General features: G+C 70.9%; 25 protein-coding genes and 1 pseudogene. 17 read left to right on the forward strand and 9 right to left on the reverse strand.

The window, feature by feature from the left end:
* The first annotated feature begins 78 nt into the window (after positions 1-78).
* Entirely contained in the window at positions 79-354 is a 276-nt protein-coding gene (locus tag CHC09_RS38330) for a GlsB/YeaQ/YmgE family stress response membrane protein (RefSeq protein ID WP_089298181.1), read from the forward strand.
* A gap of 73 nt (positions 355-427) precedes the next feature.
* Here the strand turns inward: CHC09_RS38330 and CHC09_RS38335 are convergent, their stop codons facing one another.
* The 3 genes from CHC09_RS38335 to CHC09_RS38345 form a co-directional block, all read right to left on the reverse strand.
* Positions 428-2,059: a PAS domain-containing protein gene (locus CHC09_RS38335; protein WP_089298182.1), complete on the reverse strand. Its 1,632-nt coding sequence runs from the start codon at positions 2,057-2,059 to the stop codon at positions 428-430.
* Between the two features lie 116 nt (positions 2,060-2,175).
* On the reverse strand, positions 2,176-3,030 hold the full coding sequence (locus CHC09_RS38340; RefSeq protein WP_179277456.1) for a hypothetical protein: 855 nt from the start codon (positions 3,028-3,030) through the stop codon (positions 2,176-2,178).
* A gap of 60 nt (positions 3,031-3,090) precedes the next feature.
* Positions 3,091-3,858, reverse strand: coding sequence for an enoyl-CoA hydratase-related protein (locus tag CHC09_RS38345; protein ID WP_089298184.1), 768 nt, complete (start codon positions 3,856-3,858; stop codon positions 3,091-3,093).
* Between the two features lie 28 nt (positions 3,859-3,886).
* Here CHC09_RS38345 and hemW point away from each other — a divergent pair, with 28 nt between their 5' ends.
* From hemW to dnaJ, 3 genes are all read left to right on the forward strand, one after another.
* Positions 3,887-5,089 (forward strand): radical SAM family heme chaperone HemW, encoded by a 1,203-nt coding sequence (gene hemW / locus CHC09_RS38350; protein WP_179277451.1) that lies wholly within the window; start codon positions 3,887-3,889, stop codon positions 5,087-5,089.
* Positions 5,090-5,320: 231 nt separating this feature from the next.
* The gene (gene hrcA / locus CHC09_RS38355; RefSeq protein WP_089298186.1) at positions 5,321-6,343 is read left to right on the forward strand and encodes a heat-inducible transcriptional repressor HrcA; all 1,023 of its coding nucleotides are present in this window, start codon (positions 5,321-5,323) and stop codon (positions 6,341-6,343) included.
* Positions 6,344-6,377: 34 nt separating this feature from the next.
* Positions 6,378-7,517, forward strand: coding sequence for a molecular chaperone DnaJ (dnaJ, locus tag CHC09_RS38360; RefSeq protein WP_089298187.1), 1,140 nt, complete (start codon positions 6,378-6,380; stop codon positions 7,515-7,517).
* 350 nt (positions 7,518-7,867) lie between these two features.
* Here dnaJ and CHC09_RS38365 read toward each other — a convergent pair whose 3' ends face one another.
* On the reverse strand, positions 7,868-8,476 hold the full coding sequence (locus CHC09_RS38365; RefSeq protein ID WP_089298188.1) for a TetR/AcrR family transcriptional regulator: 609 nt from the start codon (positions 8,474-8,476) through the stop codon (positions 7,868-7,870).
* 132 nt (positions 8,477-8,608) lie between these two features.
* On the opposite strand from CHC09_RS38365, the gene CHC09_RS38370 reads away from it, so the two are divergent.
* Together CHC09_RS38370 and CHC09_RS38375 are read left to right on the forward strand one after the other, a co-directional pair.
* Positions 8,609-9,721 (forward strand): epoxide hydrolase family protein, encoded by a 1,113-nt coding sequence (locus CHC09_RS38370; RefSeq protein WP_089298252.1) that lies wholly within the window; start codon positions 8,609-8,611, stop codon positions 9,719-9,721.
* Positions 9,722-9,770: 49 nt separating this feature from the next.
* Complete coding sequence (locus CHC09_RS38375; RefSeq protein ID WP_089298189.1) at positions 9,771-10,505, forward strand: 16S rRNA (uracil(1498)-N(3))-methyltransferase; 735 nt, start codon at positions 9,771-9,773, stop codon at positions 10,503-10,505.
* 1 nt (position 10,506) lies between these two features.
* Here CHC09_RS38375 and CHC09_RS46840 read toward each other — a convergent pair whose 3' ends face one another.
* Positions 10,507-10,647 carry a hypothetical protein gene (locus CHC09_RS46840; RefSeq protein WP_179277452.1) on the reverse strand — a complete coding sequence of 47 codons (141 nt, stop codon included), beginning with the start codon at positions 10,645-10,647 and terminating at the stop codon, positions 10,507-10,509.
* Between the two features lie 294 nt (positions 10,648-10,941).
* Positions 10,942-13,287 carry a beta-glucosidase family protein gene (locus CHC09_RS38380; protein ID WP_089298190.1) on the reverse strand — a complete coding sequence of 782 codons (2,346 nt, stop codon included), beginning with the start codon at positions 13,285-13,287 and terminating at the stop codon, positions 10,942-10,944.
* 79 nt (positions 13,288-13,366) lie between these two features.
* Between CHC09_RS38380 and CHC09_RS38385 the strand changes: the two genes are divergently transcribed.
* From CHC09_RS38385 to CHC09_RS48935, 8 genes and pseudogenes are all read left to right on the forward strand, one after another.
* Positions 13,367-13,720, forward strand: coding sequence for an HIT domain-containing protein (locus tag CHC09_RS38385; protein ID WP_089298191.1), 354 nt, complete (start codon positions 13,367-13,369; stop codon positions 13,718-13,720).
* Positions 13,717-15,099, forward strand: coding sequence for a serine hydrolase domain-containing protein (locus CHC09_RS38390; RefSeq protein ID WP_089298192.1), 1,383 nt, complete (start codon positions 13,717-13,719; stop codon positions 15,097-15,099). Before CHC09_RS38385 ends, CHC09_RS38390 begins: the two co-directional genes overlap by 4 nt.
* Positions 15,100-15,238: 139 nt before the next feature.
* Positions 15,239-16,312 carry a PhoH family protein gene (locus CHC09_RS38395; protein ID WP_089298193.1) on the forward strand — a complete coding sequence of 358 codons (1,074 nt, stop codon included), beginning with the start codon at positions 15,239-15,241 and terminating at the stop codon, positions 16,310-16,312.
* A 24-nt stretch (positions 16,313-16,336) separates the two neighbouring features.
* Positions 16,337-16,807 (forward strand): rRNA maturation RNase YbeY, encoded by a 471-nt coding sequence (gene ybeY, locus CHC09_RS38400; RefSeq protein WP_089298194.1) that lies wholly within the window; start codon positions 16,337-16,339, stop codon positions 16,805-16,807.
* On the forward strand, positions 16,804-18,159 hold the full coding sequence (locus CHC09_RS38405; RefSeq protein WP_089298195.1) for a hemolysin family protein: 1,356 nt from the start codon (positions 16,804-16,806) through the stop codon (positions 18,157-18,159). Before ybeY ends, CHC09_RS38405 begins: the two co-directional genes overlap by 4 nt.
* Complete coding sequence (locus CHC09_RS38410) at positions 18,152-18,535, forward strand: cytidine deaminase (RefSeq protein WP_089298196.1); 384 nt, start codon at positions 18,152-18,154, stop codon at positions 18,533-18,535. The genes CHC09_RS38405 and CHC09_RS38410 overlap by 8 nt, the downstream gene beginning before the upstream one ends.
* Before the next feature lie 614 nt (positions 18,536-19,149).
* A complete protein-coding gene (gene era, locus CHC09_RS38420) occupies positions 19,150-20,046 on the forward strand; it encodes a GTPase Era (protein ID WP_089298253.1) in 897 nt (298 codons plus the stop codon).
* 83 nt (positions 20,047-20,129) lie between these two features.
* Positions 20,130-21,180: pseudogene (locus tag CHC09_RS48935) on the forward strand (acyltransferase family protein).
* On the opposite strand, the gene CHC09_RS38430 reads toward CHC09_RS48935, so the two are convergent.
* Positions 21,139-21,906: a DUF4097 family beta strand repeat-containing protein gene (locus tag CHC09_RS38430; RefSeq protein ID WP_089298197.1), complete on the reverse strand. Its 768-nt coding sequence runs from the start codon at positions 21,904-21,906 to the stop codon at positions 21,139-21,141. The pseudogene CHC09_RS48935 and the gene CHC09_RS38430 sit on opposite strands and share 42 nt — an antisense overlap.
* Before the next feature lie 107 nt (positions 21,907-22,013).
* On the opposite strand from CHC09_RS38430, the gene recO reads away from it, so the two are divergent.
* From recO to CHC09_RS38445, 3 genes are read left to right on the forward strand one after another with little or no spacing between them, the layout of a single operon-like run.
* Positions 22,014-22,790: a DNA repair protein RecO gene (gene recO, locus CHC09_RS38435; RefSeq protein ID WP_089298198.1), complete on the forward strand. Its 777-nt coding sequence runs from the start codon at positions 22,014-22,016 to the stop codon at positions 22,788-22,790.
* Positions 22,787-23,569 carry an isoprenyl transferase gene (locus tag CHC09_RS38440; protein ID WP_089298199.1) on the forward strand — a complete coding sequence of 261 codons (783 nt, stop codon included), beginning with the start codon at positions 22,787-22,789 and terminating at the stop codon, positions 23,567-23,569. The genes recO and CHC09_RS38440 overlap by 4 nt, the downstream gene beginning before the upstream one ends.
* Positions 23,566-24,093: a histidine phosphatase family protein gene (locus CHC09_RS38445; protein ID WP_089298200.1), complete on the forward strand. Its 528-nt coding sequence runs from the start codon at positions 23,566-23,568 to the stop codon at positions 24,091-24,093. The genes CHC09_RS38440 and CHC09_RS38445 overlap by 4 nt, the downstream gene beginning before the upstream one ends.
* Here CHC09_RS38445 and CHC09_RS38450 read toward each other — a convergent pair.
* Both CHC09_RS38450 and CHC09_RS38455 read right to left on the reverse strand, forming a co-directional pair.
* Positions 24,090-24,764, reverse strand: coding sequence for an HAD family hydrolase (locus CHC09_RS38450; protein WP_239138808.1), 675 nt, complete (start codon positions 24,762-24,764; stop codon positions 24,090-24,092). The genes CHC09_RS38445 and CHC09_RS38450 overlap by 4 nt on opposite strands.
* Positions 24,761-25,057 (reverse strand): MTH1187 family thiamine-binding protein, encoded by a 297-nt coding sequence (locus CHC09_RS38455; protein ID WP_089298202.1) that lies wholly within the window; start codon positions 25,055-25,057, stop codon positions 24,761-24,763. The genes CHC09_RS38450 and CHC09_RS38455 overlap by 4 nt, the downstream gene beginning before the upstream one ends.
* Positions 25,058-25,072: the final 15 nt, after the last annotated feature.

Below are 25,072 nucleotides of genomic sequence, written 5' to 3' on the forward strand. Positions count from 1 at the left end.
TTGATTTCTCGAGGGGTCGGGAACTCTGGGGCTCGACGGACGCAACCGAACGAAGCACGCCCCCTAGGAGGAACCCAAATGACCGTCACCGGCATCATCACCGCGCTTATCGTCGGTCTCATCATCGGTGCGCTGGGTCGTCTGGTCGTACCCGGCAAGCAGAACATCCCGATCTGGCTGACCATGGTCATCGGTGTTGTTGCGGCTCTGCTGGGCACGGTGCTGGCCCGGGCCTTCGGTGTCGCCGACACCAAGGGCTTCGACTGGATCGAGTTGTTCTTCCAGGTCGTGCTTGCCGCGATCGGTGTCGCTCTCACCGTGGGCGTGACCGGTCGACGGGGCCTCACCCGATAACACCGGAAATCGAGAAGCGCCGGATCTCCTCACGAGGCCCGGCGCCTTTCGTGTCGTACGGGAAATGGGTTTATCAATAGCGGAAACGCTGCTGCGCGCTGCGGCGATTGACCCAGGCCGGCATCTCGCCGCCCTGTTCCGCGTGCGGGTGGCGCTCCGCCGAGTCGTGGTTGCGGCTGATGTCGCGCATCGTCACCACCAGACCCTGCACGAGCCGGTCCTCGCGCAGGTCGCGATAGGTCAGCTCGATCAGCACCTGGGTCAGGTCGGCGCGTTGCAGGGAACAGTGCACGGTGCCGTCGCCACGCGAACGCAGCGCGTCGCGCACCGTGGCCCGGTCGTCCGGGTGGAGCAGTTCGTCGAGAGTGGCCAGCGGGGGCAACTCGTCCTGCCCGAACAGGTCGCGCAGCGCCGGGCTGGCGTACCGGATTCGCTGGTCGGCGTCGATCACGGCCATCAGGTCCGCGGTGTTGCGGATCACAGCACGCAGGTAGAGGTCGCTGTCCCGGCGACCGACCGCCTCGACCAGGCTGATCCGATCCAGGGCGAGCGCGGCCTGGCCGGCCAGCACCTCGAGCGCGTCGTGCCCGGCCACCAGGGCCTCGCGCCGACCGGTGATGATCAGAACCCCGCCGCTGGGCCGGGCCACGTCCAGCGGCTCCGGTCGAAGTGGGCAGACCAGGGTCCGATCGTCCGGGTCGGCGGCCTTCAGCCACCAGCTGCGAGCGGCCGGGCCGACCGGTGTCGGGGGGAGCTCGGTGGGGGACAGCTCTTCGGCGAGCGAGACCCGGCGTACCGAATGGGGTGGCAGGAGCTGGGCAACCGCCGCCCGCACCGCCGCGTCGACCGCCGGCCGGTCCGCGGCCGCGACCAGCGCCGCGGTCGCGGTGCGCAGGCCGTGCTCGCGGGTCAGCGCCTGGCTGTGCTGGCGGATCGAGTCGGCGAGCCGGGTGATGGTCAGCAGCAGGGTGAGCACACCGGTGACGGCGATGACCAGGCCGTCCTCGACCTCGCCGCGCAGCGCCTCGATCAACAGGACGGTCGGCGGTCCGGCGGCCGAGACGGCCAGCAGGACCGCCCACCGGACCTTCCACGGGCTGTGCCGGTTCGGAGCCGGTTCGGTCAGCCGGGCCATCGACGGGTGCAGCGCGGCCAGGCCCCAGCAGGTGTAGAGCACCACGTACGCGGACTCGGTGAGCGGCCCCCGGGCCAGCGGATAGCCGACGTCACCGGCGAGCAGGCCGAGCGCACCGGCGAGCAGCAGCCAGGCCGCGACGTTGCGGCGCTCGGCGGCGACCAGCCGGCCGGCCACCCCGATCAGCAGCAGGTCACCGATCACGTCGGCCGGCGAGACCATGTCGACCCGGCCGTCCGTGCCGATCACGAAGACCCAGACGATCAGCAGCGTCGAGCAGCCGAGCGCGAGCAGGTCGATCAGCCGGACCCGGTCACCGAGCAGCGGGCCGCCCCGCGTGAACTGCAGCAGGCAGAGGGCGGTCAGGCCGAACATGATCAGGTAGAACGTGTCCGCCAGGCCCATCTGGCGGTACGCGTAACTGGCGTCGCCCGCGGCCAGCGCCGCCAGGGAACCGGCGAGCAGCCACCACGGGGCCTTCCGCGCCGGTCTATGGCGGCGCACACCGTAGACGATCGCGCCGACGCCTCCCGCTCCCAGCAGGATCCATTCAAGCGCTCCCCAGAACACGCTCTACTTAGTACCAGGGAGGTTGCGGACTGTCCATGTCGAGGTATACGCAGCGCGATTTCCGGTAGACGCGGTCGCAACTACCACTAGTCACCGAAAGTTGCGGACAGTGGTGGTCAGCTGAAGACTTCAGCGACGACTCGGCCGTTGTCGCGCTCGCCGGCCGTGGTTACTTGCTGCCACTTTCCTTCCGGGGCGTGCCACTCCAGGTCGCCGAAACGTACCCGTTCGAGTCCGGTCGCCGAGGCGTGCGAGACCAGCCAGTGTGCGTACCGCCAGCCGGAGCTGACGTTGCTGACCGACACCGTCAGGCCGGCCGCTTCCTCGCTGGCGAAGTCGAGCTTCTTGCCCCAGTCCAGCTTGAGCCCGGCCATCAGGGCGGCCGCCGCGTCCGTGCCGCGGATCACCGGGGCGCCGGTGACCGTGCAGGCCACCGCGCCGGTGGCCTTGCCCAGCAGCGCGCGGGCCAGGACCCGGGACTCGTCGGCCCACTTCTCGTACGCGTTCGGGTACGCCGAGCGCTGCACCTTCTGCGCCGCGTCGGTGACCCGCATCTTCTCCCAGCCCTTCACCTTCTTCAGGGCGGTGTAGAACTTGCCGGCCGCGTACCTCGGGTCCTTGATCTGCTCGATCGTGCCCCAGCCCTGGCTGGGTCGCTGCTGGAAGAGGCCGACCGAGTCACGGTCGCCGTCGTCCAGGTTCTCCAGCTTGGACTCCTGGAAGGCGGTGGCGAGGGCGACCACCACCGCCTGCTCCGGCATCTCCTTACGGACACCGACCGCGGTGATCGTCGCCGCGTTGGCCATCTGCACCGAGTCGAGAGTGACCTCGCCATCGGCGCGCACCGTGCACTCCGGGCCGATCCGGGGCAGTTTGATCCCGCCCCCGCTCCGATGCAGGACGACGACCACGCTGACCACGGCGATGAGAACGAGGGAGGCGAACACCCCGATGACTGATTTCACTCGTATCCCACCTCCTTCGACGTTGGACGCCAAGCCTAGACAACGAGTGCACGAAGATCATCGAGGCTACGCCGGGATCCAGTTCGGGTCACGTTTCTCCCGACGTGCTGAAACGCCCTCACGCCCCTCCGCCGAGGTGAAATATCCGGCTGAACGGTCACTCAGATCGGCCAGTTCGGACCGGATCGACTCGGACCGCGTACGCCGGAGCAGCTCCTTGGTGCCGGCCAGCGCGAGCGGCCCGCCGCGGATCAGCGAAGCGCAGTATCCGTCCACCGCCGCGTCCAGCTCGGCATCCGGCACGGCGGCCGTGACCAGTCCGATCTCCGCCGCCCGGGCCCCGTCGAAGACGTCGCCGGTCAGGTAGAGCTCAGCGGCGGCCCGTGGCGCCAGCCGCGGCAGCACGGTCGCACTGATCACCGCGGGGATCACCCCGAGCCGCACCTCGGTGAACGCGAAGGTGGCCGATCGCGCGCAGACCGCGATGTCGGCGGCGCCGATCAGCCCCAGCCCACCGGCCCGGGCCGGCCCGGCGATCCGGGCCACCACCGGCTTGGGCAGCTCCCAGATCGCGGCGAGCAGGTCGGCCATCAGCTCGACCGGCAGGCGCTCGCCCGGCCTGGTGGCGGCGGTCTCCTTCAGGTCGGCGCCGGAGCAGAAGACCGGGCCGGTGTGCGAGAGCACCACCACCCGGGTCGCGGGGTCGTCGGCCGCGGTGGCGAGCGCGGTCAGCAGCTCGGTGATCAGGGCGCGGGACAGGGCGTTGCGGTTGGCGGGGCTGTCCAGCGTGAGGGAGGTCACCCCGGCCTCGGTGACGGTACGGACCAGATCCATGTCCGGCACCTTAAGGCAGACTTGGTGGATGGCCGGCGCACTCCCTGATGGTGAACCCGTTCCCGTGGACGGGTCCCTTCCCGATGAAGCCACCCGCGATGTCGGCGGGAACGGTTTCGCGGTCTACGTCCATGTGCCGTTCTGCGCCAGCCGGTGTGGCTACTGCGACTTCAACACGTACACCGCGACCGAGCTGGGCGGCGGTGCGAGCCGGGACGAGTACGCGGCGACCGTGCTGCGGGAGCTGGACCTGGCGGCCAAGGTGATCCAGCCCCGGCGGGTCGACACGGTCTTCGTCGGCGGCGGTACGCCGACCCTGCTCAGCGCCCGGGATCTCGGCACGATCCTGGAGGGCGTCGACCGGACCTGGGGACTGGCCGCCGACGCCGAGGTGACGACCGAGGCGAACCCGGAGTCCGTCTCGCCGAGCTACCTGCGCGAGCTGCGAAGCGCCGGATTCACCAGGATCTCCCTGGGCATGCAGTCGTCGGCCGAGCACGTACTGCGGGTTCTGGACCGCAAGCACACCGCGGGCCGGGCTCCGCAGGCCGCCCAGGAGGCCCGCGACGCCGGATTCGAGCATGTCAACCTGGACCTGATCTACGGGACGCCGGGCGAGACCGCGGAAGATTTCGAGCGCTCGCTGCGCACCGTGATCGACGCCGGGGTGGACCACGTCAGCGCCTACGCCCTGATCGTCGAGGACGGCACCCGGATGGCGGTCCGGATGCGCCGCGGCGAGCTGCCGTACCCGGAGGACGACGTCGCGGCCGACCGCTACCTGGCCGCCGAGCAGGCGCTGGCCGCCGCCGGCTTCCAGTGGTACGAGGTGTCCAACTGGGCGAGGCGGGACGCGGAGTGCCGGCACAACCTCTTGTACTGGACCGGTGCGGACTGGTGGGGTCTCGGCCCCGGCGCGCACAGCCACGTCGGTGGCGTGCGCTGGTGGAACGTGAAGCATCCGTCGGCGTACGCGCAACGCCTTGCCGACGGTGTTTCCCCTGGTCACGGCCGGGAGCTGCTGACCGCCGAGGACCGGCACGTCGAGGACGTGATGCTCCGGGTCCGGCTGCGCGACGGCATCGCCCTGGCGAGGGTCGACGCCGCGGCCGCCGCCCGGGCGCTGGCGGACGGGCTGCTGGAACCGGAGGCCTACCGGGCCGGCCGGCTCGTGCTTACCCTCCAGGGGCGGCTGCTGGCCGACGCGGTGATCCGCGACGTCATCGCCTGACGCCACGGGTGGCGCCGGATGATCCGCCAATGTGCCGTTATCGCCCGGTTCTGCCGGTCGCTATGGCCGGTTGCGGCGGTTGGCCGTACTGTTTCGGTTCCGTCCTGGCTGTCTCGGTGGATCCGCCACCGTTAGAACCGCCGGACGGTCCGTCCTTTCGATCATCGCGCTGCAGGCAGCGGCGACGTAGACTGGCACTCTGTCCGCGGGAGTGCCAGAGGGAGGGGTCATATGAGTCTGGATGACCGCAAGCTCGAGGTTCTGCGGGCGATCGTCGAGGACTACGTGAAGACCCGCGAGCCGGTCGGCAGTAAAGCGCTGGTCGAGCGCCACCAGCTCGGCGTCTCCTCGGCCACGGTGCGCAACGACATGGCCGTGCTGGAGGAGGAGGGCTACATCCGGCAGCCGCACACCAGTGCCGGCCGGGTGCCCACCGACGCCGGCTATCGGCTCTTCGTCGACCGGCTCACCCGGATCAAGCCGCTCAGCCCGGCCGAGCGCCGGGCGATCGAGCGCTTCATGGTCGGGGTCGTCGACCTCGACGATGTGGTGCATCGCACGGTCCGGCTGCTCGCCCAGCTGACCCGCCAGGTCGCCGTCGTGCAGTATCCGAGCCTGTCCCGCTCCGCCGTCCGTCACCTGGAGCTCGTCCCGATCTCCACCACCCGCCTGATGCTCGTCATGATCACCGACACCGGCCGGGTCGAGCAGCGCCTGGTCGAGATGCCCGGCCCGGTGGCCGACGGTGACGTGTGGGAGCTGCGCCGCCGGGTCAACGAGAAGCTGGCCGGCCAGAAGCTCGCCGACACCCCGCCCCTGGTGCAGAAACTCGTCGACGAGTGCGCGCCCGAGCGCCGCGGCGACATGGTCTGCCTTGCCACCGTGCTGCTGGAGACGCTCGTCGAGCGGAGTGAGGAGCGCCTCGCTCTCGCCGGTACGGCGAACCTCACTCGCGGGGGTGTGCTGGACTTCCAGGGCACGCTGCGACCCGTCCTCGAAGCGCTGGAGGAGGAGGTCATCCTGCTCAAGCTGATTGGCGACCTCGAGCCCAGAACCACCCGGGTCCGGATCGGCGACGAGAACGAGATCGACAACCTCCGGTCGGCCTCCGTGGTCAGTACCGGTTACGGCCCGGGTGCCACGATCGTTGGTGGACTCGGCGTGCTGGGACCGACCCGGATGGACTACCCCGGCACCATCGCTACTGTTCGTGCAGTGGCACGCTACCTTGGCGACCTGTTGGCACAGAATTGACGGATCCGCGCAGACATTGAGGACTCCAAACCCCGTGGCTAAGGATTACTACGGAATTCTCGGCGTTAGCCGGGAAGCCACCGACGACGAGATCAAGCGCGCCTACCGCAAACTGGCTCGGCAATACCATCCGGACGTAAACCCCGATCCGGAGGCACACGAGAAGTTCAAGGACATCAACGCGGCGTACGAGGTCCTCTCCGACGACCAGAAGCGGCAGATGGTCGACCTCGGCGGCGACCCGCTCGCGCCCGGCGGTGGCGCGCCCGGCGGCGGTCCCGGTGGGGCCGGCCCGTTCGTCGGCTTCCAGGACATCATGGATGCCTTCTTCGGCACCGCGGCCGGTGGCGGCAGCCGCGGCCCGCGACCGCGGACCCGTCCCGGCGCCGACGCCATCCTGCGTCTCGAGCTCGACCTGGTGGAGACCGCTTTCGGGGTCGAGGCGCCGATCACCGTCGACACCGCGGTGCTCTGCACCCAGTGCTCCGGCGCCGGCACCGCGTCCGGCACCCACCTCGCCACCTGTGAGGTCTGCGGTGGTCGCGGCGAGGTGCAGTCGGTGCAGCGCACCTTCCTGGGCCAGGTGGTCTCCTCCCGTCCCTGCCAGAACTGCCAGGGTCACGGCACGATCATCCCCAGCCCGTGTGCGACCTGCGCCGGTGACGGCCGCATCCGCACCCGCCGCTCGTTGACGGTGAAGATCCCGGCCGGTGTCGAGGACGGGATGCGCATCCGCCTGGCCCAGCAGGGCGAGGTCGGCCCCGGCGGCGGCACCGCCGGCGACCTCTACGTGGAGATCCACGAGCGGCCGCACGACGTCTACTCCCGCAAGGGCGACGACCTGCACTGCCGGGTCACCCTGCCGATGACGGCCGCCGCGCTCGGCACCCGGATGACCATCAAGACCCTCGACGGCGAAGAGAACATCGAGGTCAAGGCCGGTACGCAGCCGGCCAGCACGCTGCGCATCCGGGGCAAGGGCGTGCCGCACCTGCGCGGCCAGGGCCGCGGTGACCTCTTCGTCCACCTGGACGTCAAGACGCCCACCAAGCTCACCGCGGATCAGGAGCGGATGCTCCGCGACTTCGCCAAGACCCGCGGCGAGGACATCGCCGAGCTGAGCAAGCAGGGCGGCTTCTTCAGCCGTATGCGGGATGCCTTCAACGGTCACTGAGCCGGATTTTTGCCGAGGGCGGCGGTCTTTCAAGACCGCCGCCCTCGGCGTTTCAGTAATCTTTGTCCGGTCTCTCGGCTTGCATCATTTCCGGTTCGAGATTTCCGGTACGACGGATCGTCCCGCTCAGCGATCCGCTTCTCGCGGCCGTCAGGTGGAGAGCCGGCGCCAGTTGAGTTCGAGCACTTCGCGGCGGCGGCCCCGGTTCTCGCGGCCGTGAGGTGGAGAGCCGGCGCCAGTTGAGTTCGAGCACTTCGCGGCGGCGGCCCCGGTTCTGGCGGCGGTCAGGTGGAGAGCCAGCGCCAGTTGAGTTCGAGCACTCGCGGCGGCGGCCCCGGTTCTCGCGGCCGTCAGGTGGAGAGCCAGCGCCAGTTGAGTTCGAGCACTCGCGGCGGCGGCCCCGGCAGCGGCCCGGCGGTGCGCAGTCCGTCGAGCAGGACGGTCAGGCAGCGGTCGCGTAGCTCACCGGTGCGAGCGGCGTCGGGCAGGCGCACCGCCGCGCACATCTCCAGCAACAGGGTGATGTCGGCGGCCTCGATGTCCGCCCGCAGGTGGGGCCGGGCCCGCTCGATCAGCCCGGCGGCGAGGTCGGCGGCCAGCTCCGCGTCGGCGTTCATCTGCTCGGTCGGGGTGAACGTGCCGGCCAGGTGCACGGTCAGCGAGTGCACGTCGGCTTGGACGACGCCGCGCAGGAACGTCGCGAACGCGGTCCAGTCATCCGGCTCGAGGGCGGCCTGCTCGGCCTCCGCGATGAAGGTCTTCAGCCCGTCGTGGCAGAGCGTGCGCAGCAGGTCTTCCTTGCCCGGGTAGCGCCGGTAGAGGGCGCCGATGCCGACTTTCGCCCGCTCGGCGACCGCGGCGACCGGGGCCCGGGGATCGGCCAGGAAGATCTCGCGGGCCGCGACCAGGATGGCCTCGTTGTTGCGGACAGCCTGCTCGCCGCGGCCGGGTCTCCTCATGAGGGTCAAGCCTAGCGGAACGGAACGAAGTATTCCGCTCCGATCCCGAACGCGCTACACTTGAACCGGAACGAAGCGTTCCGTTCCAATTCAAGTTGGAACGGCATCGGTCTCGCTGACGAGGAGCAGGACATGGCCCAGATCCGCCCCTTCCGCATCGACGTGGCTCAGAGTGACGTGGACGACCTGCGCCACCGGCTGACCCGCACCCGGTGGACGCCGGAGATCCCGGGCCAGGGCTGGGCCCGCGGCGTCCCGGTCGGCTACCTGCGCGAGCTAGCCGATTACTGGGCCGGTGACTTCGACTGGCGGGCCGCCGAGGCGCGGCTCAACGAGCTGCCCCAGTTCCAGACCGAGATCGACGGTCAGACCCTGCACTTCGCGCACGTCCGGTCGGCGGATCCGGCCGCCACCCCGCTGCTGATCAGCCATGACTGGCCGGGCTCGTTCGCGCTCTACCTGCCGGTGGTCGAGGCGCTGCGGGCGCACTTCCATCTCGTGCTGGTCAGCAACCCGGGCGTCGGTTTCTCCGGCCCGCTCACCGCGCCCGGCTGGAACACCGCTCGCAGCGCCGCCGCCCTCAACGAGATCATGGCCCGCCTCGGCTACGAGCGTTACGGGGTGCAGGGCACCGGCGGCGGGGCCTGGATCGCCGTCGAGATGGGTCGGCAGGCTCCCGGCAGGGTGATCGGTGTGCACGTCAACGGGCACATCACCTTCCCGTCGGGCGATCCGGGCGACCTGGACGGGCTCACCGAGGCCGAGCAGGATCGGCTGCGCCGCCTGCAGGAGTTCCGGGACGACCGGATGGGCTTCGCGGCGATCCAGTCGACCCGGCCGCAGACCCTCGCGTTCGGCCTGCATGACTCGCCGGTCGGCCAGTTGGCCTGGATCGTCGAGAAGTTCAAGGAGTGGACCGACCCGGCGGCCGCGCTGCCCGAGGACGCCATCGGTCTGGACCTGCTGCTCACCAACGTCAGCCTCTACTGGTTCACCGGCACCGCCGGGTCCTCCGCCAACACCTACTGGGAGGCGGCGCATGACCCGGCGGCCTGGGCGCCGAAGGAGAAATCCGCCGTGCCGCTCGGCGTCGCCCTCGGGGTCACCGACATCACCGTGCGGCGCTTCGCCGAGCGGGAGGCCCCGGTGACGCATTGGACCGAGCTGCCGGCCGGGGGCAACTTCCTCCCCGCCGAGCAGCCGAAGCTCTTCGCCGACGACGTGACCGCGTTCTTCCGGCCGTGACCGGTCGTCCTTCAGCAGGCGCGGGCACGTCGCACGGTAGCGTGCGGGAGTGTCCGCGCCGCTGTTCCTGGTCGAGAGCCTGCCCGTCGGATCGTCGTTCACGCTGGACGGGCCGGAGGGGCATCACGCCGCCACCGTGCAGCGGCTGCGGGTCGGCGAGGCGCTGATCCTCGCGGACGGGCGGGGCGGGACCGCGCATGCCGAGGTTGTCACGGTCGGCAAGGGCAGCGTCGACGTCGTGCTGAACGAGCGGACTTCGGAGGCCGCCGCGGACCCGCGACTGGTCGTGGTTCAGGGCATCGCCAAGGGGGACCGGGGCGAACTGGCCGTGCAGGCGATGACCGAGACCGGCGTCGACGAGATCGTGCCGTGGGCGGCGTCCCGGTCGGTGACGCAGTGGCGCGGCGACCGTGGTTTCAAAGCGCGCGACAAGTGGGCGGCGACCGCCCGCGAGGCCGCCAAACAGGCCCGCCGTTCCTGGCTGCCCCGGGTGGCCGGCGAGCCGGACTGCTCCACCAAGCAGGTCACGGCCCGGCTCGCCGAGGCCTCCGCGGCGTTCGTGCTGCACGAGGAGGCCACCGAGCGCCTGACCACGGCGCGCCTGCCCGATGCCGGGGAGATCGTGCTGGTCGTCGGGCCGGAGGGCGGCATCAGCGACGCTGAGGTGACCATGTTCCGCGAGGCCGGCGCCGTCCCGGTCCGCCTGGGCAGTGCGGTCCTACGCACCTCGACCGCCGGTGTGGCCGCCCTGGCGGTCCTCTCCGCCCGCCTGAACCGCTGGTAGCTCAGCGCCGGCGGGCGATAGCCACGTCGGTGTGGATGACGAAGTCGTCGGAGCCCCCGTGCTCCTCGACCACGGTGATCGTGTCGTCGACGGCCGTCGAGGCCCGCTCGGGCGGCGATGCGCGATACAGCGAGAGCGACATCAGGTGCTCCCGGTACAGCTTCGCCGATAGGCGCGCGCCGAGACGTAGCGCAGGGTCCGGCCAACCCGAGCAGGTCGGGGCGAGCTCCGCCGGGTAACCCAGCCGCCCGCAGCGGCTTTCACCAGACCCACGCCTCCGGGGCGGGCCCGCCGTTGCCGTACCCGGTGACAACTCTCCGCCACCTCGCCGAGGACCCGGCCCCGTTCGCGCGTCGTTACCGCTCCGACGTAGGCGAGCGGGACGGTTCGGGGCGGCACCGCTTCCGCGCCGCCCCGAACCCTGCCCGGGCCGGTCCTAGCCGATTTCGACGGTCCGGCGCGGATCGTCGATCGCATGCGCGGCGGTCAGCGCGTACCGGCCGGGCGGGGTCTTCCAGCCGCCGTCCCAGATCTGGAACGCGCGCTCCGGCAGCGGGATCCGGACCGTCACCGTCTCGCCCGGAACAGCCTCGACCGACGCGAAACCGGCCAGCCATCGTTCCGGCCGCTCGATCTCGTCGTCCTCCAGCGCGGACAGGTAGATCTGCACCACCTCGCGTCCGGCCCGCTCGCCGGTGTTGGTCAGCGTCACGACCGCTTCCGTGGCCGAGGCGGAGAGGGCGTCATAGCTCCAACTCGTGTAGCCGAGCCCGGAGCCGAAGGCGTAGAGCGGCCGCTCCGTCCAGCCGCGATAACCGATGAAGATCCCTTCCGAGTACGCGAGCGCCCCGTCCCGTGGCTCCACCGCCAGCACCGGGCAGTCCTCCGCGCGCCGCGGCCAGGTGGTCGGCAGCCGTCCGCCCGGCTCCTCGGCGCCGGTCAGCACCGCGGCCAGCGCCGCGCCCGCCTCCTGCCCCGGGAACCAGGTGAGCAGCACCGCGGCCACGTCCTCGGCCCACGGCAGCAGCACCGGCGACCCGGCGTTGACCACCACCACCGTCCGGGGGTTCGCCGCCGCCACCCGGGCGACCAACTCGTCCTGACGGCCGGGCAGGGCCAGCGAGGTGCGGTCGAAGCCCTCCGATTCGACCTGCTCGGTGGTGCCGACCACCACCACGGCCACGTCGGAGCGGGCCGCCAGCGCGACCGCCTCGGCGATCATGCCGGACTCGTCCGGCCCCGGCGGGCGGTGGCCCAGCGTGGTGCCGGCCGAGTGCGCCGTGCCCGGTTCGAAGCTCTGCCGCAGGGTGACCGCGACCGGTACGCCGGCCGGTAGGGTGACCGTGAAGCGCTGCTCGCGTGGGTGCAGCAGCAGGTCGGCGCGGCCGGTGCCGGGCGGGTGCAACGAGCCCTGGTAGAGCTTCTGATCACCGACAGTCAGCTCGAACGCGCCGAAGCCGGAGATCGCGAAGACGTGATCTCCCGTCGTGGCGGGTGTGTAAGTCGTAGACAGTTCCAGGAGGCTGATGTCGTTCACGGCCAGCCCGCCGGGCGGGTCGCCGAGCCAGCGGACGGCACCGGTCGGGACTTCGAACCGGTAGGCGCCCAGGTCGATCCGGAACTCCGACCAGCCCGGGCCCTGCGCGGCGGGGAGGAACGGGCGGGGGTCGGCCCCGATCGCGTACTCGACCCTGTCGAAGGCCGCACGGATGCCGTCCAGCGGGGAGATCACGTGCGGCGGGGCGACCTGGGCGCTGCCACCGCCGAGCACCCGGGCGTCCTGGGCGAGGGCGCCGATGACCGCCACGACCGGATCGGTGCCGGCGAGCGGCAGGGTGCCGTCGTTACGGGCCAGGACGAACGAGCGGGACGCCACCCGGTGGGCGACCTCGTCACCGTCGAGGGGCGCGACCACGGGAACGGGAGCGTCGCCGAGGGCGCCGACGCGTGCGGCCAGGCGCAGGACCCGGCGTACCTTGTCATCGATGACCTCGATGGGGACGGATCCGGAGCGGACCGCCTCCGCGAGCCGGGGTCCCCAGGGGTTGTCCATCGCCGGCATGGCGATGTCGAGGCCGCCGAGCGCGGCCCCAACGGTGTCCCGGGCGGCCCGCCAGTCGGAGACGACGACCCCGTCGAAGCCCCACTCCCGCTTCAGGATCTCGTCCTGCAGGCGGCCGTTCTGCGCCATCGACGTCCCGTTGACGCTGTTGTACGCGCTCATCACGCCCCAGCCGCCGGCCTCGACGACCCGCTCGAAGGGCGCCAGGTAAAGCTCCCGCAGCGCCCGTTCCGGGATCCGCACGTCAACGGTCATGCGATCGGTCTCGAAGTCGTTCCCGACCAGATGCTTCACCGTGGTGCCCACCCCGTGCTCCTGCACGCCGCGCACGAAACCGGCTGCGATCTCGCCGGTGAGCAGCGGATCCTCCGAGTAGCACTCGAAGTGCCGGCCGCCCCGCGGCGTGCGGTGCAGGTTCACCGTCGGGCCGAGCACCACGTGCACGCCCTTGTGCCGGGCCTCCTGGCCGAGCAGCCGGCCGGCCTCGGCGGCCAGCGCCGGATCCCAGGACGCGGCCAGCGCGGTCGGACTGGGCAGGGCGATCGACGGGTCGTCCGGTGCCCAGCCGGTGCCCCGGACGCCGACCGGCCCGTCCGACATCACCAGGGAGCGAAGGCCGATGTGCGGGATCGCGGGCAGGGACCAGAAGTCCTGTCCGGCCAGCAGACTCACCTTCTCGTCCAGGGTCAGCCGGTCGAGGAGGTGATCGATGTCGGTCATATGAGAGCGCTCCCAACGGCAAGAAACAGAATTCCGGGACCCATTCAAGCCCACATCCGGCCCGCATAAGATCCGACAGGTGGACAACTCCTGCCTGTTCTGCCGCATCGTCGCCGGCGAGATTCCCGCGACCGTCGTGCACCGCACCGAGACCACCATCGCCTTCCGGGACATCGATCCCAAGGCGCCGACCCACGTCCTGGTGATCCCCGTCGGGCACTACGCCGACGTAGTGACGCTGGCCGCCGCCGACCCGGCCGCCGCCGCCGACGTGCTGGCGGCCGCGGCCGCCGTCGCCGAGATCGAGGGGCTGACCGGCGACGGCTTCCGGATCATCTTCAACACCGGCGAGTACGCCGGCCAGGAGGTCTTCCACGTACACGCGCACGTCCTCGGAGGCGCGCCGCTCGGCCCCATGCTGGCCGGCAGGTGAGCACCTCGATCGCCCGCTACGAGCGCGCCGCCCGCAAGGCCCAGGCCGACGGCCGCATCCCGGCCCTCAGCGTCGCGCTGCACCGCGCGGACCGCGAGCCCTGGATCTTCACCGTCGGTGAGTCCGGCAACCCGGAGCATCCGCTCGGGCCGCAGAGCCGCTTCCGGATCGGCTCGGTCACCAAGACGTTCACCGCCGTGCTGGTCCTGCAGGCCCGCGACGACGGGCTGCTCGACCTCGACCAGCCGGTCTCCCGTTACCTCGACGTGCCCGCGCACGGCGACGCCACCATCCGGCGGCTGCTCTCGCACACCGCCGGCTACCAGCGCGAACCGTACGGCGACGTGTGGGACACCCTGATCACCCCGGACGCCGGCCGGCTGATCGCCGAGCTGGACCGGGCCGAGCGGGTGCTGCCCAACGCCCGCCGCTACCACTACTCCAACCTCGGTCTCGCCGTGCTCGGCCAGACCGTCGCGAAGCTGCGCGGCGGCACCTGGGCGGAGATCCTCACCGAGCGCGTCCTCGCCCCGCTCGGGCTCGAACACACCACGGTCGAGCGGCCGGCCGAGGCGGTCGTGGGCTACCTGGTCGACGCGTACTCCGACGCCGCCCGCCCGGAGCCGGCGATCGACCTCGGCGGCGTCGCCCCGGCCGCGCAGCTCTGGAGCACCGCCTCCGACATGGCCAAGTGGGCAGCGTTCCTGGTGAACCCCGACGAGAAGGTCCTCGACCCGGCCACCGTCGAGGAGATGCGCTGGCCGCTGACCACCACCGACGAATCGCTCTGGGCGGCCGGCTTCGGCCTCGGGCTGATCCTCTGCCCGGACGGCAAGCGCGTCGTGCACGTCGGTCACGACGGCGCCATGCCCGGCTTCCTGGCCGGTGTCTACGGTCGGCGGGGTGGCGAAGGTAACCCGGGTGGCCTGGGCTGCGCCGTCCTCGGCTCGTCCGGCACCGCCGGGCAGACGAACGAGCTGGTGCACGAGCTGTTGCGGCTCGCGGTCGAGAACGACCCGGCCGACATCCGGCCGTGGCGGCCGGCGGCGCCGGCACCGGCGCTCTACCGGTCGGCGCTGGGGCGCTGGTGGAGCGAGGGCTCCGAGTTCGTCTTCGCGTGGCACGACGGGCGGCTTCAGGCCCGGGTGACCGAGGCGCCGGCGGACCGGCCGCCGGCGGTTTTCCGGCCGCTTCCGGACCAGCCCGACGTCCTGCGTACGATCTCCGGGCGCGAGACCGGTGAGCTGCTCAGGCTCACCAGGGACGAGTCGGGCGCCGTGGTCCGGATGCACTGGGCGACGTACCGGTTCGCCCGGGTGCAGGAGGCCTTCGACGGCGGCCTCGCGTCCGACGGCGCGTTCGGTGAGGCGGAAGGGTGATCTGCGGAACCGCCTGCCGATAATGGCATCGGCGGGGACACGGACGAGCGGATAGGATGGCACGATCCTGGAGCAAGCCGCCCCGAGCCGGGACGACACCGAGTATGAGAGCAGGTGCGGAGGCCCGCAGGGCCGCCCTATGACCGGTACGCCGAACCCTTCCAGCACGGGCTCGTCCAGCCCGGTGCGGGCGCAGACCAAGATCTCGGTGTCCGACCCGAAGATCATGGTGAACCTGCTCGGCGCCAAGGACGAGATCCTCCGCCTCATCGAACGCACGGTCAGCAGCGACGTGCATGTCCGTGGCAACGAGATCACCATCACCGGCGACCCGGCCGACAACGCCACCGTCGAGCGTCTCTTCTCCGAGCTCATCGAGCTGATCGAGAAGGGTGAGACGCTCAGCGTGGACGCCGTCCGCCGGACCCTGCGGATGCTCGAGGAGAACACCTCCGAGCGCCCCGCGGAGGTGCTGACGCTCAACATCCTGTCCCGGCGGGGCCGCACCATCCGGCCCAAGACGCTGGGGCAGAAACACTACGTCGACGCCATCGACGAGAACACCATCGTCTTCGGGATCGGCCCCGCCGGTACCGGTAAGACGTACCTGGCGATGGCGAAAGCCGTGCAGGCGCTGCAGGCCAAGCAGATCAGCCGGATCATCCTGACCCGGCCGGCGGTCGAGGCCGGCGAGCGGCTGGGCTTCCTGCCCGGCACGCTCACCGAGAAGATCGACCCTTATCTGCGACCGCTCTACGACGCCCTGCACGACATGCTCGACCCGGAGTCCATCCCGCGCCTGATGGCGGCCGGCACCATCGAGGTCGCGCCGTTGGCCTACATGCGTGGCCGGACGCTCAACGACGCGTTCATCATCCTGGACGAGGCGCAGAACACCACGCCCGAGCAGATGAAGATGTTCCTGACCCGGCTCGGGTTCGGTGCCAAGATCGTGGTGACCGGTGACGTCACCCAGGTCGACCTGCCGGGTGGCACCAGCAGCGGGCTCAAGGTGGTCCGGGAGATCCTGCGGGACGTCGAGGACGTGCACTTCGCCGAGCTGTCCAGCTCCGACGTGGTCCGGCACCGGCTGGTCGCGGAGATCGTCGACGCGTACGCGCGGTTCGACGCCGAGCAGGAGCAACAGACAGCAAATTCCGTTCATGCCGTGCCAGGGCGGGCCGCCAGCGGCCGGGCCGGGCGTCGGCGCTGATTCGCAAGGGGTAATTGCACCACTATGTCCATCGAGATCGCCAACGAGTCGGGAGTCGAGGTCGACACCGACGCGATCCTCGCGGTTGCCCGGCACGCGCTCGACGAGATGGGGGTCAACCCGCTCGCCGAGCTCTCCATCCTGCTGGTCGACATCGACTACATGGCCGAGCTGAACCACCGTTGGATGGGCAGCGACGGCCCCACCGACGTGCTCGCCTTCCCGATGGACGAGGGCAGCGTCGACCACGGTCCGGGCGAGTCCGGCACCGGCGAGCCGGCGTTGCTGGGTGACATCGTGCTGGCCCCCGAGGTGGCCGCCAAGCAGGCGGTCGCGGCCGGTCACACCGCCGCCGACGAGTTGCACCTGCTTACCGTGCACGGCGCCCTGCACCTGCTCGGCTACGACCATGCCGAGCCGGAGGAGGAGCGGGAGATGTTCGCCCTGCAGAACAAGCTCCTGCAGAGCTGGCGCGCCGGGCGTAGAGCCGGCTGATCGTGGACCCCGACGCGGCCAATCTGCCGGACCTGCAACTGATCATTTTCGCGGTCGTGCTGGTTCTGCTGGCCGGTCTCGCCTCGATGACCGACGCGGCGCTGGCCACCGTCTCCGCGGCCCGGGCCACCGAGCTGGAACGAGAGGGGCAGCGGGGCGCGGGCGCGCTCGCCGCGGTCGCCTCGGACGTGGTGCGGCACGTCAATCTCCTGCTGCTGCTCCGGCTGCTCTGCGAGCTGACCGCGACCACCCTGGTGGCGCTGGTCGCGGTGGACAGCTGGGGGGTGGGCTGGTCCGCCGCGCTGGTCACCGCCGGGGCGATGACCCTGGTCAGCTTCGTGGTGGTGGGGGTCGCGCCGCGTACGGTCGGGCGGCAGCACGCGTACGCGGTCGGTCGCGCCGCGGCGCCGCTGGTGCGCTGGCTGGGCCGGGTGCTGAATCCCCTGGCGTCCCTGTTGATCCTGATCGGCAACGCGGTGACCCCGGGCAAGGGGTTCCCGGAGGGGCCGTTCGGCAGCCAGGTGGAGCTGCGCGAGCTGGTCGACCTGGCCGAGCAGCGGGGCGTGGTGGAGCACGGTGAGCGCGAGATGATCCACTCGGTCTTCGCGCTCGGCGACACGATCGCCCGCGAGGTGATGGTGCCGCGAACCGAGATGGTCTGGATCGAGGCGGCGAAGTCGCTGCAGCAGGCGCTCTACCTCTTCCTGCGCTCGGGTTTCTCGCGGATTCCGGTGATCGGCGAGAGCGTCGACGACGTGCTGGGCGTGCTCTACCTCAAGGATGTGATCCGGCGGACGCAGAACGGCGACCCGGCGGCGGCCGCGCAGGCGGTGGCCGACGCGATGCGCGCGGCGACGTTCGTACCGGAGTCGAAGCCGGTCGACGACCTGCTGTCGGAGATGCAGGCGGCCCGGAACCACCTGGTGATCGTGGTCGACGAGTACGGCGGGACGGCCGGACTGGTGACGATCGAGGACATCCTGGAGGAGATCGTCGGGGAGATCACCGACGAGTACGACGTGGAGCGTCCCCCGATCGAGCATCTGCAGGACGGCGCGGTGCGGGTCGCCGCGCGCCTGCCGATCGAGGATCTGGGTGACGTGTTCGGCGTGGAACTGCCCACCGACGAGGTGGAGACGGTCGGCGGTCTGCTGGCGCAGACGCTGGGCCGGGTGCCGCTCCCGGGTGCCACGGCCGAATTGGGTGGCCTGCACCTGATCGCCGAGGGCACCTCCGGCCGGCGGAACCGGATCGACTCGGTGCTGGTGCGCCGGGTGCGGCCGGAGCCGCGTGCCGAGGAGAACGACGAGAACGTAGCCGAGAACGAGGAAAGACTTCCCGCTGATGCCTGAGCAGACGTTTGCCGCCACCGCCGTGCCGAGCGCGGACGGTGACCCGTTGAGCGCCGAGGACGCCAAGCTGGTCACCCTGGCCCGCAGCTCCCGTGCCCGGGTGGGTGGGGCCGAGGGCGCCGCGGTTCGTGACCAGGACGGTCGCACCTACGCGGCGGCGTCGGTGGCGCTGCCGAGCCTCACCGTGACCGCGTTGCAGCTGGCCGTGGCCCAGGCCGCGGCCTCCGGCGCGACGAAGATCGAGGCGGCCGCGGTCGTCACCGAGGCTTCGGCGCTGGACGGTGCCGGGCACGCCGCGGTCCGTGACCTGGCCGCTGACGCCCCGATCCACGTCGCGGGCCCGTCCGGCACTCTGCTGGGCACGGTTACCGAATGAGCGCCGACAAGCCCGAGGGTCGCCGCCCCAAGTCGGGCGAGCGTCGTTCCACGTCTGGGAACTGGCGTCCCGGGGCCGGGGATTGGAACCCCACGTCCGGTGACCGTCGTCCGGCGTCGGGTGACCGTCGTCCGGCGTCGGGTGACCGCCGGCCTGCGTCGGGTGACCGTCGGCCCGCGTCCGGGGATCGCGGTCCAGCGCCGGAGGAACGGCCTGTCGAGCGCCGTCTCACCGCAGGGGAGCGCAACGAGCTGAAGCGTCAGGAGCGCCGGGCGGTTCGCCGCGTCGAGCAGCACGGCGCGGAGCCGCGGGGACGCAAGCCTGCCGGGGCGCGTGGCGGTGCGTCCGGGGAGCGGGGCACGGTCGGCGGCGCCGCCTCCGGGTCGCGCGGTGCCCGCACGGGCGGCTCCCTCGGTACGCAGGGCGACCGTCCCGTCGCCAGCCGTGGTAACCCGGGCAAGCGCACCGAGCCGGCCGGCCGCCCCGATGCATCGAGGCGGGACGCGGCGGTCGAGCTTCCGGGGGGTCGTACCGAAAAGTCGAACGTCTCCGCAGGCGTGCCGCAGGGCCGTCCGGAGAGGAAGGCCCGGGTGCGCAAGCACAAGGCCGTGACCCTGGAGCGCCGGGACGACGGCATCTACCGTGCCGGTTTCGCGTGCTTCGTCGGCCGGCCGAACGCCGGTAAATCGACCCTGACCAACGCGATCGTCGGTCAGAAGATCGCGATCACCTCGAGCAAGCCTCAGACCACCCGGCACGTGATCCGTGGCATCCTGCACCGCCCGGACGCGCAGCTCGTACTGGTCGACACGCCGGGTCTGCACCGGCCCCGGACGCTGCTCGGTGAGCGGCTGAACGACCTGGTCCGCGAGGTGTGGAGCGAGGTCGACGTGATCGGGGTGTGCTTCCCGGCGGACGAGCCGGTGGGGCGCGGTGACCGGTTCATCTCGTCGGAGATCGGTGCGCTCAAGGCCAAGGTCATCGCGGTGGTGACCAAGGTGGACCTGGTCGATCAGCAGACTTTGGCGCAGCGGCTGCTGGCGGTCTCCGAGCTCTACGACTTCGCGGAGATCGTGCCGGTCAGCGCGGTCTCCGGGCATCAGGTGGAGGCCCTGACCGACGTGATGGTGCGGTACATGCCGGAGTCGCCGCAGCTGTACCCGGACGACGTGCTGACCGACGAGCCGGAGCAGGTGCTGATCGCGGAGCTGATCCGTGAGTCGGCGCTGGAGGGGGTGCGCGACGAGCTGCCCCACTCGATCGCGGTGCTGGTCGAGGAGATGCTGGTCGAGGGCAACCTGACCCGGATCTTCGCGGATCTCTACGTGGAGCGGGACAGTCAGAAGTCGATCGTGATCGGGACCCGCGGGGCACGGCTCAAGGAGGTCGGTTCGCGGGCGCGGGTGGAGATCGAGCAACTTCTGGGTAGGAAGGTTTACCTGGATCTTCATGTCCGGGTCGCCAAGGAGTGGCAGAGGGATCCGAGGCAGCTGCGTAAGCTCGGTTTCTAACCCGATCGGTGGATTTTCGCTGATTATGGGATAGTTCACCGCGATTTGCGCTTTTGGTGCAGAAACGGGTAACACCGTTGGCCATGCGCAACCGGTACCTGGACCTGCTCCGCGCGCTTGCCACCGTCCGGGTGGTCGTCTATCACCTCACCGGCTGGACCGCGCTGACCATCGTCTTCCCGGCGATGTCGGTGATGTTCGCGCTGGCCGGGTCGCTGATGGCGGCGTCGCTGGACCGGTTCGGGGTGTGGGCGGTCGAGCGACGCCTGCGCCGGTTGCTGCCCTCGCTCTGGGTGCTCGCCCTGCTGATCGCGGTGCCGGCGATGCTGATCGCCGGCACCCCGTTCGACGTACATCTGCTGCTCTGGGGGTTTCCCCTGGTCGACCCGATGGCCACCGGCTGGTGGATGGCGTCCCTGAGCCACGCCTGGTACCTGCGTGACCTCCTCTGGTTCGTCCTGCTCTCGCCGCTGGTGCTGCCGGTCTTCCGGCGCTGCCCGCTGGCGGTCGTCCTGATTCCGTACGTCGCTCTGCTGGTTCTGGAGCTGACCGGTACCAAGACCGTGAAACGTCGTGCACGACCTGGCCCTCTACGGCGGTGCCTGGCTGCTCGGCTTCGCCCACCACGACGGTCACCTGCGGCGGATGCCACGCCGGTTGCTGCTCGGGATCGCCGCCGCGCTGGCCGTGCCGGGGATCGCCTGGATCGCCACCCACCCCGGGCCGCGGGGTTACGACCTGAACGACATCCCGATCGGCAACGCGCTCTGGTCCGGCGCGTTCGTCCTGGTCGCGCTCAGCTGTTCACCGGCGGTCCGGGAGCACCGGGTGCTGACCATGCTGAACTCCCGGGCGTTGAGCATCTACCTGTGGCACATCCCGATCATGGTCGCGGTCACCCAGTTCGGCGAGCGGCACCAGCTGCCGATCGTCGGTCCCGTGGGTCTCGGCTGGCGGTTCGTGGTCGTGGTCGGGCTGCTCGGGGTGGCGCTGGCGCTGTTCGGCTGGGTGGAGGACGTGGCGGCGGGGCGGCGGCCGACGCTCGTGCCGGGCCGCCGCGTGCCGGTCACCCCGGTGCCGGCTCCGCTGGACCTACCGGCTGCTGACCGTCAGGTTGCCGCTGCGCGCACGTAGATCGAGCACGTTCGGCGACTTGGGGTCGTTGGTGACACCGTCGATCTCGGCGTCGCCGTTGGAGGTGTGCTGGTTGATCCGGTAACTGCCCTCGGGAACCGTCAGGTTCAGGTCGCCGCTCGACACCTCCGCGGTCACCGAGGCCGGCGTGCTGAGCTCCAGATCGAGCTCGCCGGAGGTGACCCGGGCATCGACCGGGCCGGAGATCTGCCGGGCGGTCACGCTGCCGGAGGTGGCCTCCAGTGTCGCGCCGGGCGCCCGGTTGACGGTCACCTCACCCGAGGTCGCCTTGATCTTCACCGGTGCCGAGGCGCTGTCGATCAGAATGTCGCCGGAGGTGAGGGTCAGGTCGACGGCCCCGACGTTGCTCAGGGTGACGCTGCCGGAGTGCATGGCGCCCCGGACCTTCACCCCGGTGGGGGCCTCGACCTCGTACGAGATGTGGCAGTTGAAGCCGCACTCGCTCGGCAGGGTCAGGGTGGTGCCGGCAAGCCGGTACGTCGGGCCGGAGCCGTTGCCGCCGCGGACGATCCGCTTGATGTGGGTCTCGGTGATGTCCCCGGTGGTCACCGTCACGTCACCACTGCCGCCGCCGTCCAGCACGATCTCGGTGACCTTCGTCTTCTCGGTGTCGTCGAAGGTCATCTTGGCGCCCACGGCACCTTCGCAGCCGGCCATGGCGGCGACCGAGGCGGCGGCGAGAACGAGGGCAACTCTACGGCTCATGGGATAGACGCTATTTCCGCTGTAAACCGAGCACCATCAGTTCCGTCCCCGAGACGACCCTGAGATCCGGGTCAGGGTTTGTCGTAGGCACCGGGCAGAATGGCGGGGTGCCCGCTGGATACCGCCGCCACCTCTACCGCGACGACGCGGTGGTGTTGCGTGTGCAGAAACTGGGCGAGAGCGACCGGATCGTCACCCTGCTCACCCGCCGGCACGGCCGGCTGCGCGCGGTCGCCCGCGGCGTGCGCCGCACCACCTCGCGCTTCGGTGCCCGCCTGGAGCCGTTCGGGCACATCGATCTGCAGTTGGCCGGCTCGCCCGAGGGCGTCGGCAGCTCACTGCACTCGGTCAGTCAGGTCGAGGCGCTGTCCCTGTTCGGCAAGAGCTTCCTCACCGACTATCCGCGATACACCGCGGCCAGCGCGATCTGCGAGACTGCCGAGCGGCTCACCCCGGTCGAGCGTGAGCCCGCGCTACGGCTGTTCCAGCTCACCCTGGGCGCGCTCAAGGCGCTCGCCGCCGGTGAGCACGCCGGCAGCCTGGTGCTCGACGCCTACCTGCTGCGCGCGATGGCCTTCGCCGGCTGGGCGCCCGCGCTCACCGAGTGTGCCGTCTGCGGCGAGCCCGGGCCGCACGCGGCGTTCGCCGTCCCGGCCGGCGGCGCGGTCTGCCCGGACTGCCGACCGCCCGGCGCCGCCCACCCCAACCCGGGCACCCTCGGCCTGATGAGCGCTCTGACCAGCGGCGACTGGACGGTCGCCGACGGCTCCGCGCCCTCGGAACGCCGGGAGTGCAGCGGCCTGGTCGCCGCCCACCTGCAATGGCACATGGAGCGCTCGCTACGCTCATTGCCGCTTGTCGATCGACGGGAGTTGAAACCGTGAGCCCGCGTCCGCCCACCCCTCACATCTCCGGTGTCCGGCCCCCCGAGTTGCCGCCCGCCGCGCTCCCACGGCACGTGGCGATCGTGATGGACGGCAACGGCCGCTGGGCCAAGGAGCGTGGGCTGTCCCGGACCAAGGGGCACGAGCAGGGTGAGCACTCGCTCTTCGACGCCATCGAGGGCGCCATCGAGCTCGGCATTCCGTACCTCTCGGCCTACGCGTTCTCCACCGAGAACTGGAAGCGTTCGCCCGAGGAGGTGCGCTTCCTGATGGGCTTCAACCGGGACGTCCTGCGCCGCCGCCGTGACCAGTTGGTCGACCTCGGCGTCCGGGTCGTCTGGTCCGGCCGCCCCGGCCGGCTGTGGAAGAGCGTGATCTCCGAGCTGCAGACCGCCGAGGAGATGAGCCGCAACAACAGCACGCTCACCCTGCAGTTCTGCGTGAACTACGGGGGCCAGGCGGAGATCGCCGACGCCGCCGCGGCGATCGCCCGGGACGTCGCGGCCGGCAAGCTCAAGGCCGACAAGGTCAACGAGAAGACCATTCAGAAGTACCTCTACCACCCGGAGGTGCCGGATGTGGATCTCTTCCTGCGGCCGTCCGGCGAGCAGCGTACGTCGAACTTCCTGCTCTGGCAGTCGGCGTATGCCGAGATGATCTACCTGGACACTCTCTGGCCCGACTTCGACCGTCGCCACCTGTGGTACGCGTGCCAGCTGTACGCCCAGCGGGACCGGCGGTTCGGCGGAGCGCTGCCGAACCCGGTCAGCCCGGCGTGAGCGCTGTCCGCCACCTCTGGATCGCCCGGCACGCCTTTGCCAACGAGGACGAGTCGGGCCTGACCGGGGGCGGCGAACAGCAGGCGACGCTCCTCGGGGAGCGGCTGGCCGAGGTGCCGCTCGCGGCGATCAGTCACGGCCCGCTGCCGCGTGCGGCGCTGACCGCCGCGCACGTCGCCGCCCAGCTGCCGGGGGTGCCCGTGGCGCCCGCCGACGAACTGGACGACAACCTGCCGACCCCGGCCAACTCCGCCGCCATGATCGCCCGGTTCACCGGCCCGGCCCCGGCGTCGGACGACCATCACGAGCTGGTGATCACGCACGCGTTTCAGGTGGCGTGGTTCGTGCGGGACGCCCTCGAAGCGCCGGAGGACCGGTGGCGGGGCCTCAACTCGTGCAACACCGGCTTGACCCTGATCCGGTACTTCCCCGGGCAGAAACCGCGGCTGATCATGTTCAACGACGTCAGCCACCTGCCGCCGATGTTGCAGTGGACCGGGTTCCCGCCGGAGCTGCGGCCCTAATCGGTCAAGGCTCTGACGGCCGCCTCCAGATCGGTCAGATCCGGCAGGACCACGTGGGCGCCGGCGGCGGCCAGCTCGGCGGCGGGAGTGGCGCCCGTCGCCACCGCGATCGCGGCCGCGTCGTTGGCCAGCGCCGCCGTCACGTCGTGCACAGTGTCACCGATCACCACCGGCCGGAACGGCTCACCGTACTTGGCCCGGGCCCGTTCCATGCTGCGGCGGACCAGGGTGGCCCGGACACTGTCGTCGGTGCCGTACCCACCCACCTCGGCGTCGAACGAGCCGGTCAGGCCGAACGCCGCCACCTTCGCCGCGGCCACCGCCGGGACGTTGCCGGTGACCAGTGTCTGCACCACGTCCGGGCGGTCACCGAGATGCTGGAGCACCTCCCGGACGCCCGGCATCAGCGCGCCCTGCTCGGCGAACTCGTGCCGGACGGTCTCGACGATCTCCACGTACCGGGCGAAGAACCGCTCCGGGGTGCAGTCGGTCACCCCGTGCGCGGCGAAGACCCCGTCGCAGATGTCCAGGTCGGTACGCCCGCCGAAGATCGGGGTCTCCCGCCAGGCGACGCCGGTCACCTCGGTGAACGCGGCCTTCCAGGCTCGGGCCGCGACCCCGCCGCCACGCAGCAGCGTGTAGTCGATGTCCCACATCACCAGCCGTCTCATGGCTGGCTCAGCACCCGTTCGATGTATTCGACCTTCGCGGTCAGCGCGTCGGTCACCCCGGGCCGCACATCCGCCTTCAGTGAGAGGCTGACCCGTGGCGCGACCGCCGCGACGGCGTCCACCGCCTGCTTGACCACGGCCATCACCTCGTCCCACTCACCCTCGATGGTGGTGAACATGGAATCGGTACGGTTGGGCAGTCCGGAGGCCCGGACGACGCGAACGGCTTCGGCGACGGCGTCCCCGACGGAGTCTCCGACCCCGATCGGCGTGACAGAGAAAGCAACCAGCATGGCTGCCATTTTTCC

The organism is Actinoplanes regularis (assembly GCF_900188005.1).
GTDB classification, from domain to species: domain Bacteria; phylum Actinomycetota; class Actinomycetes; order Mycobacteriales; family Micromonosporaceae; genus Actinoplanes; species Actinoplanes regularis.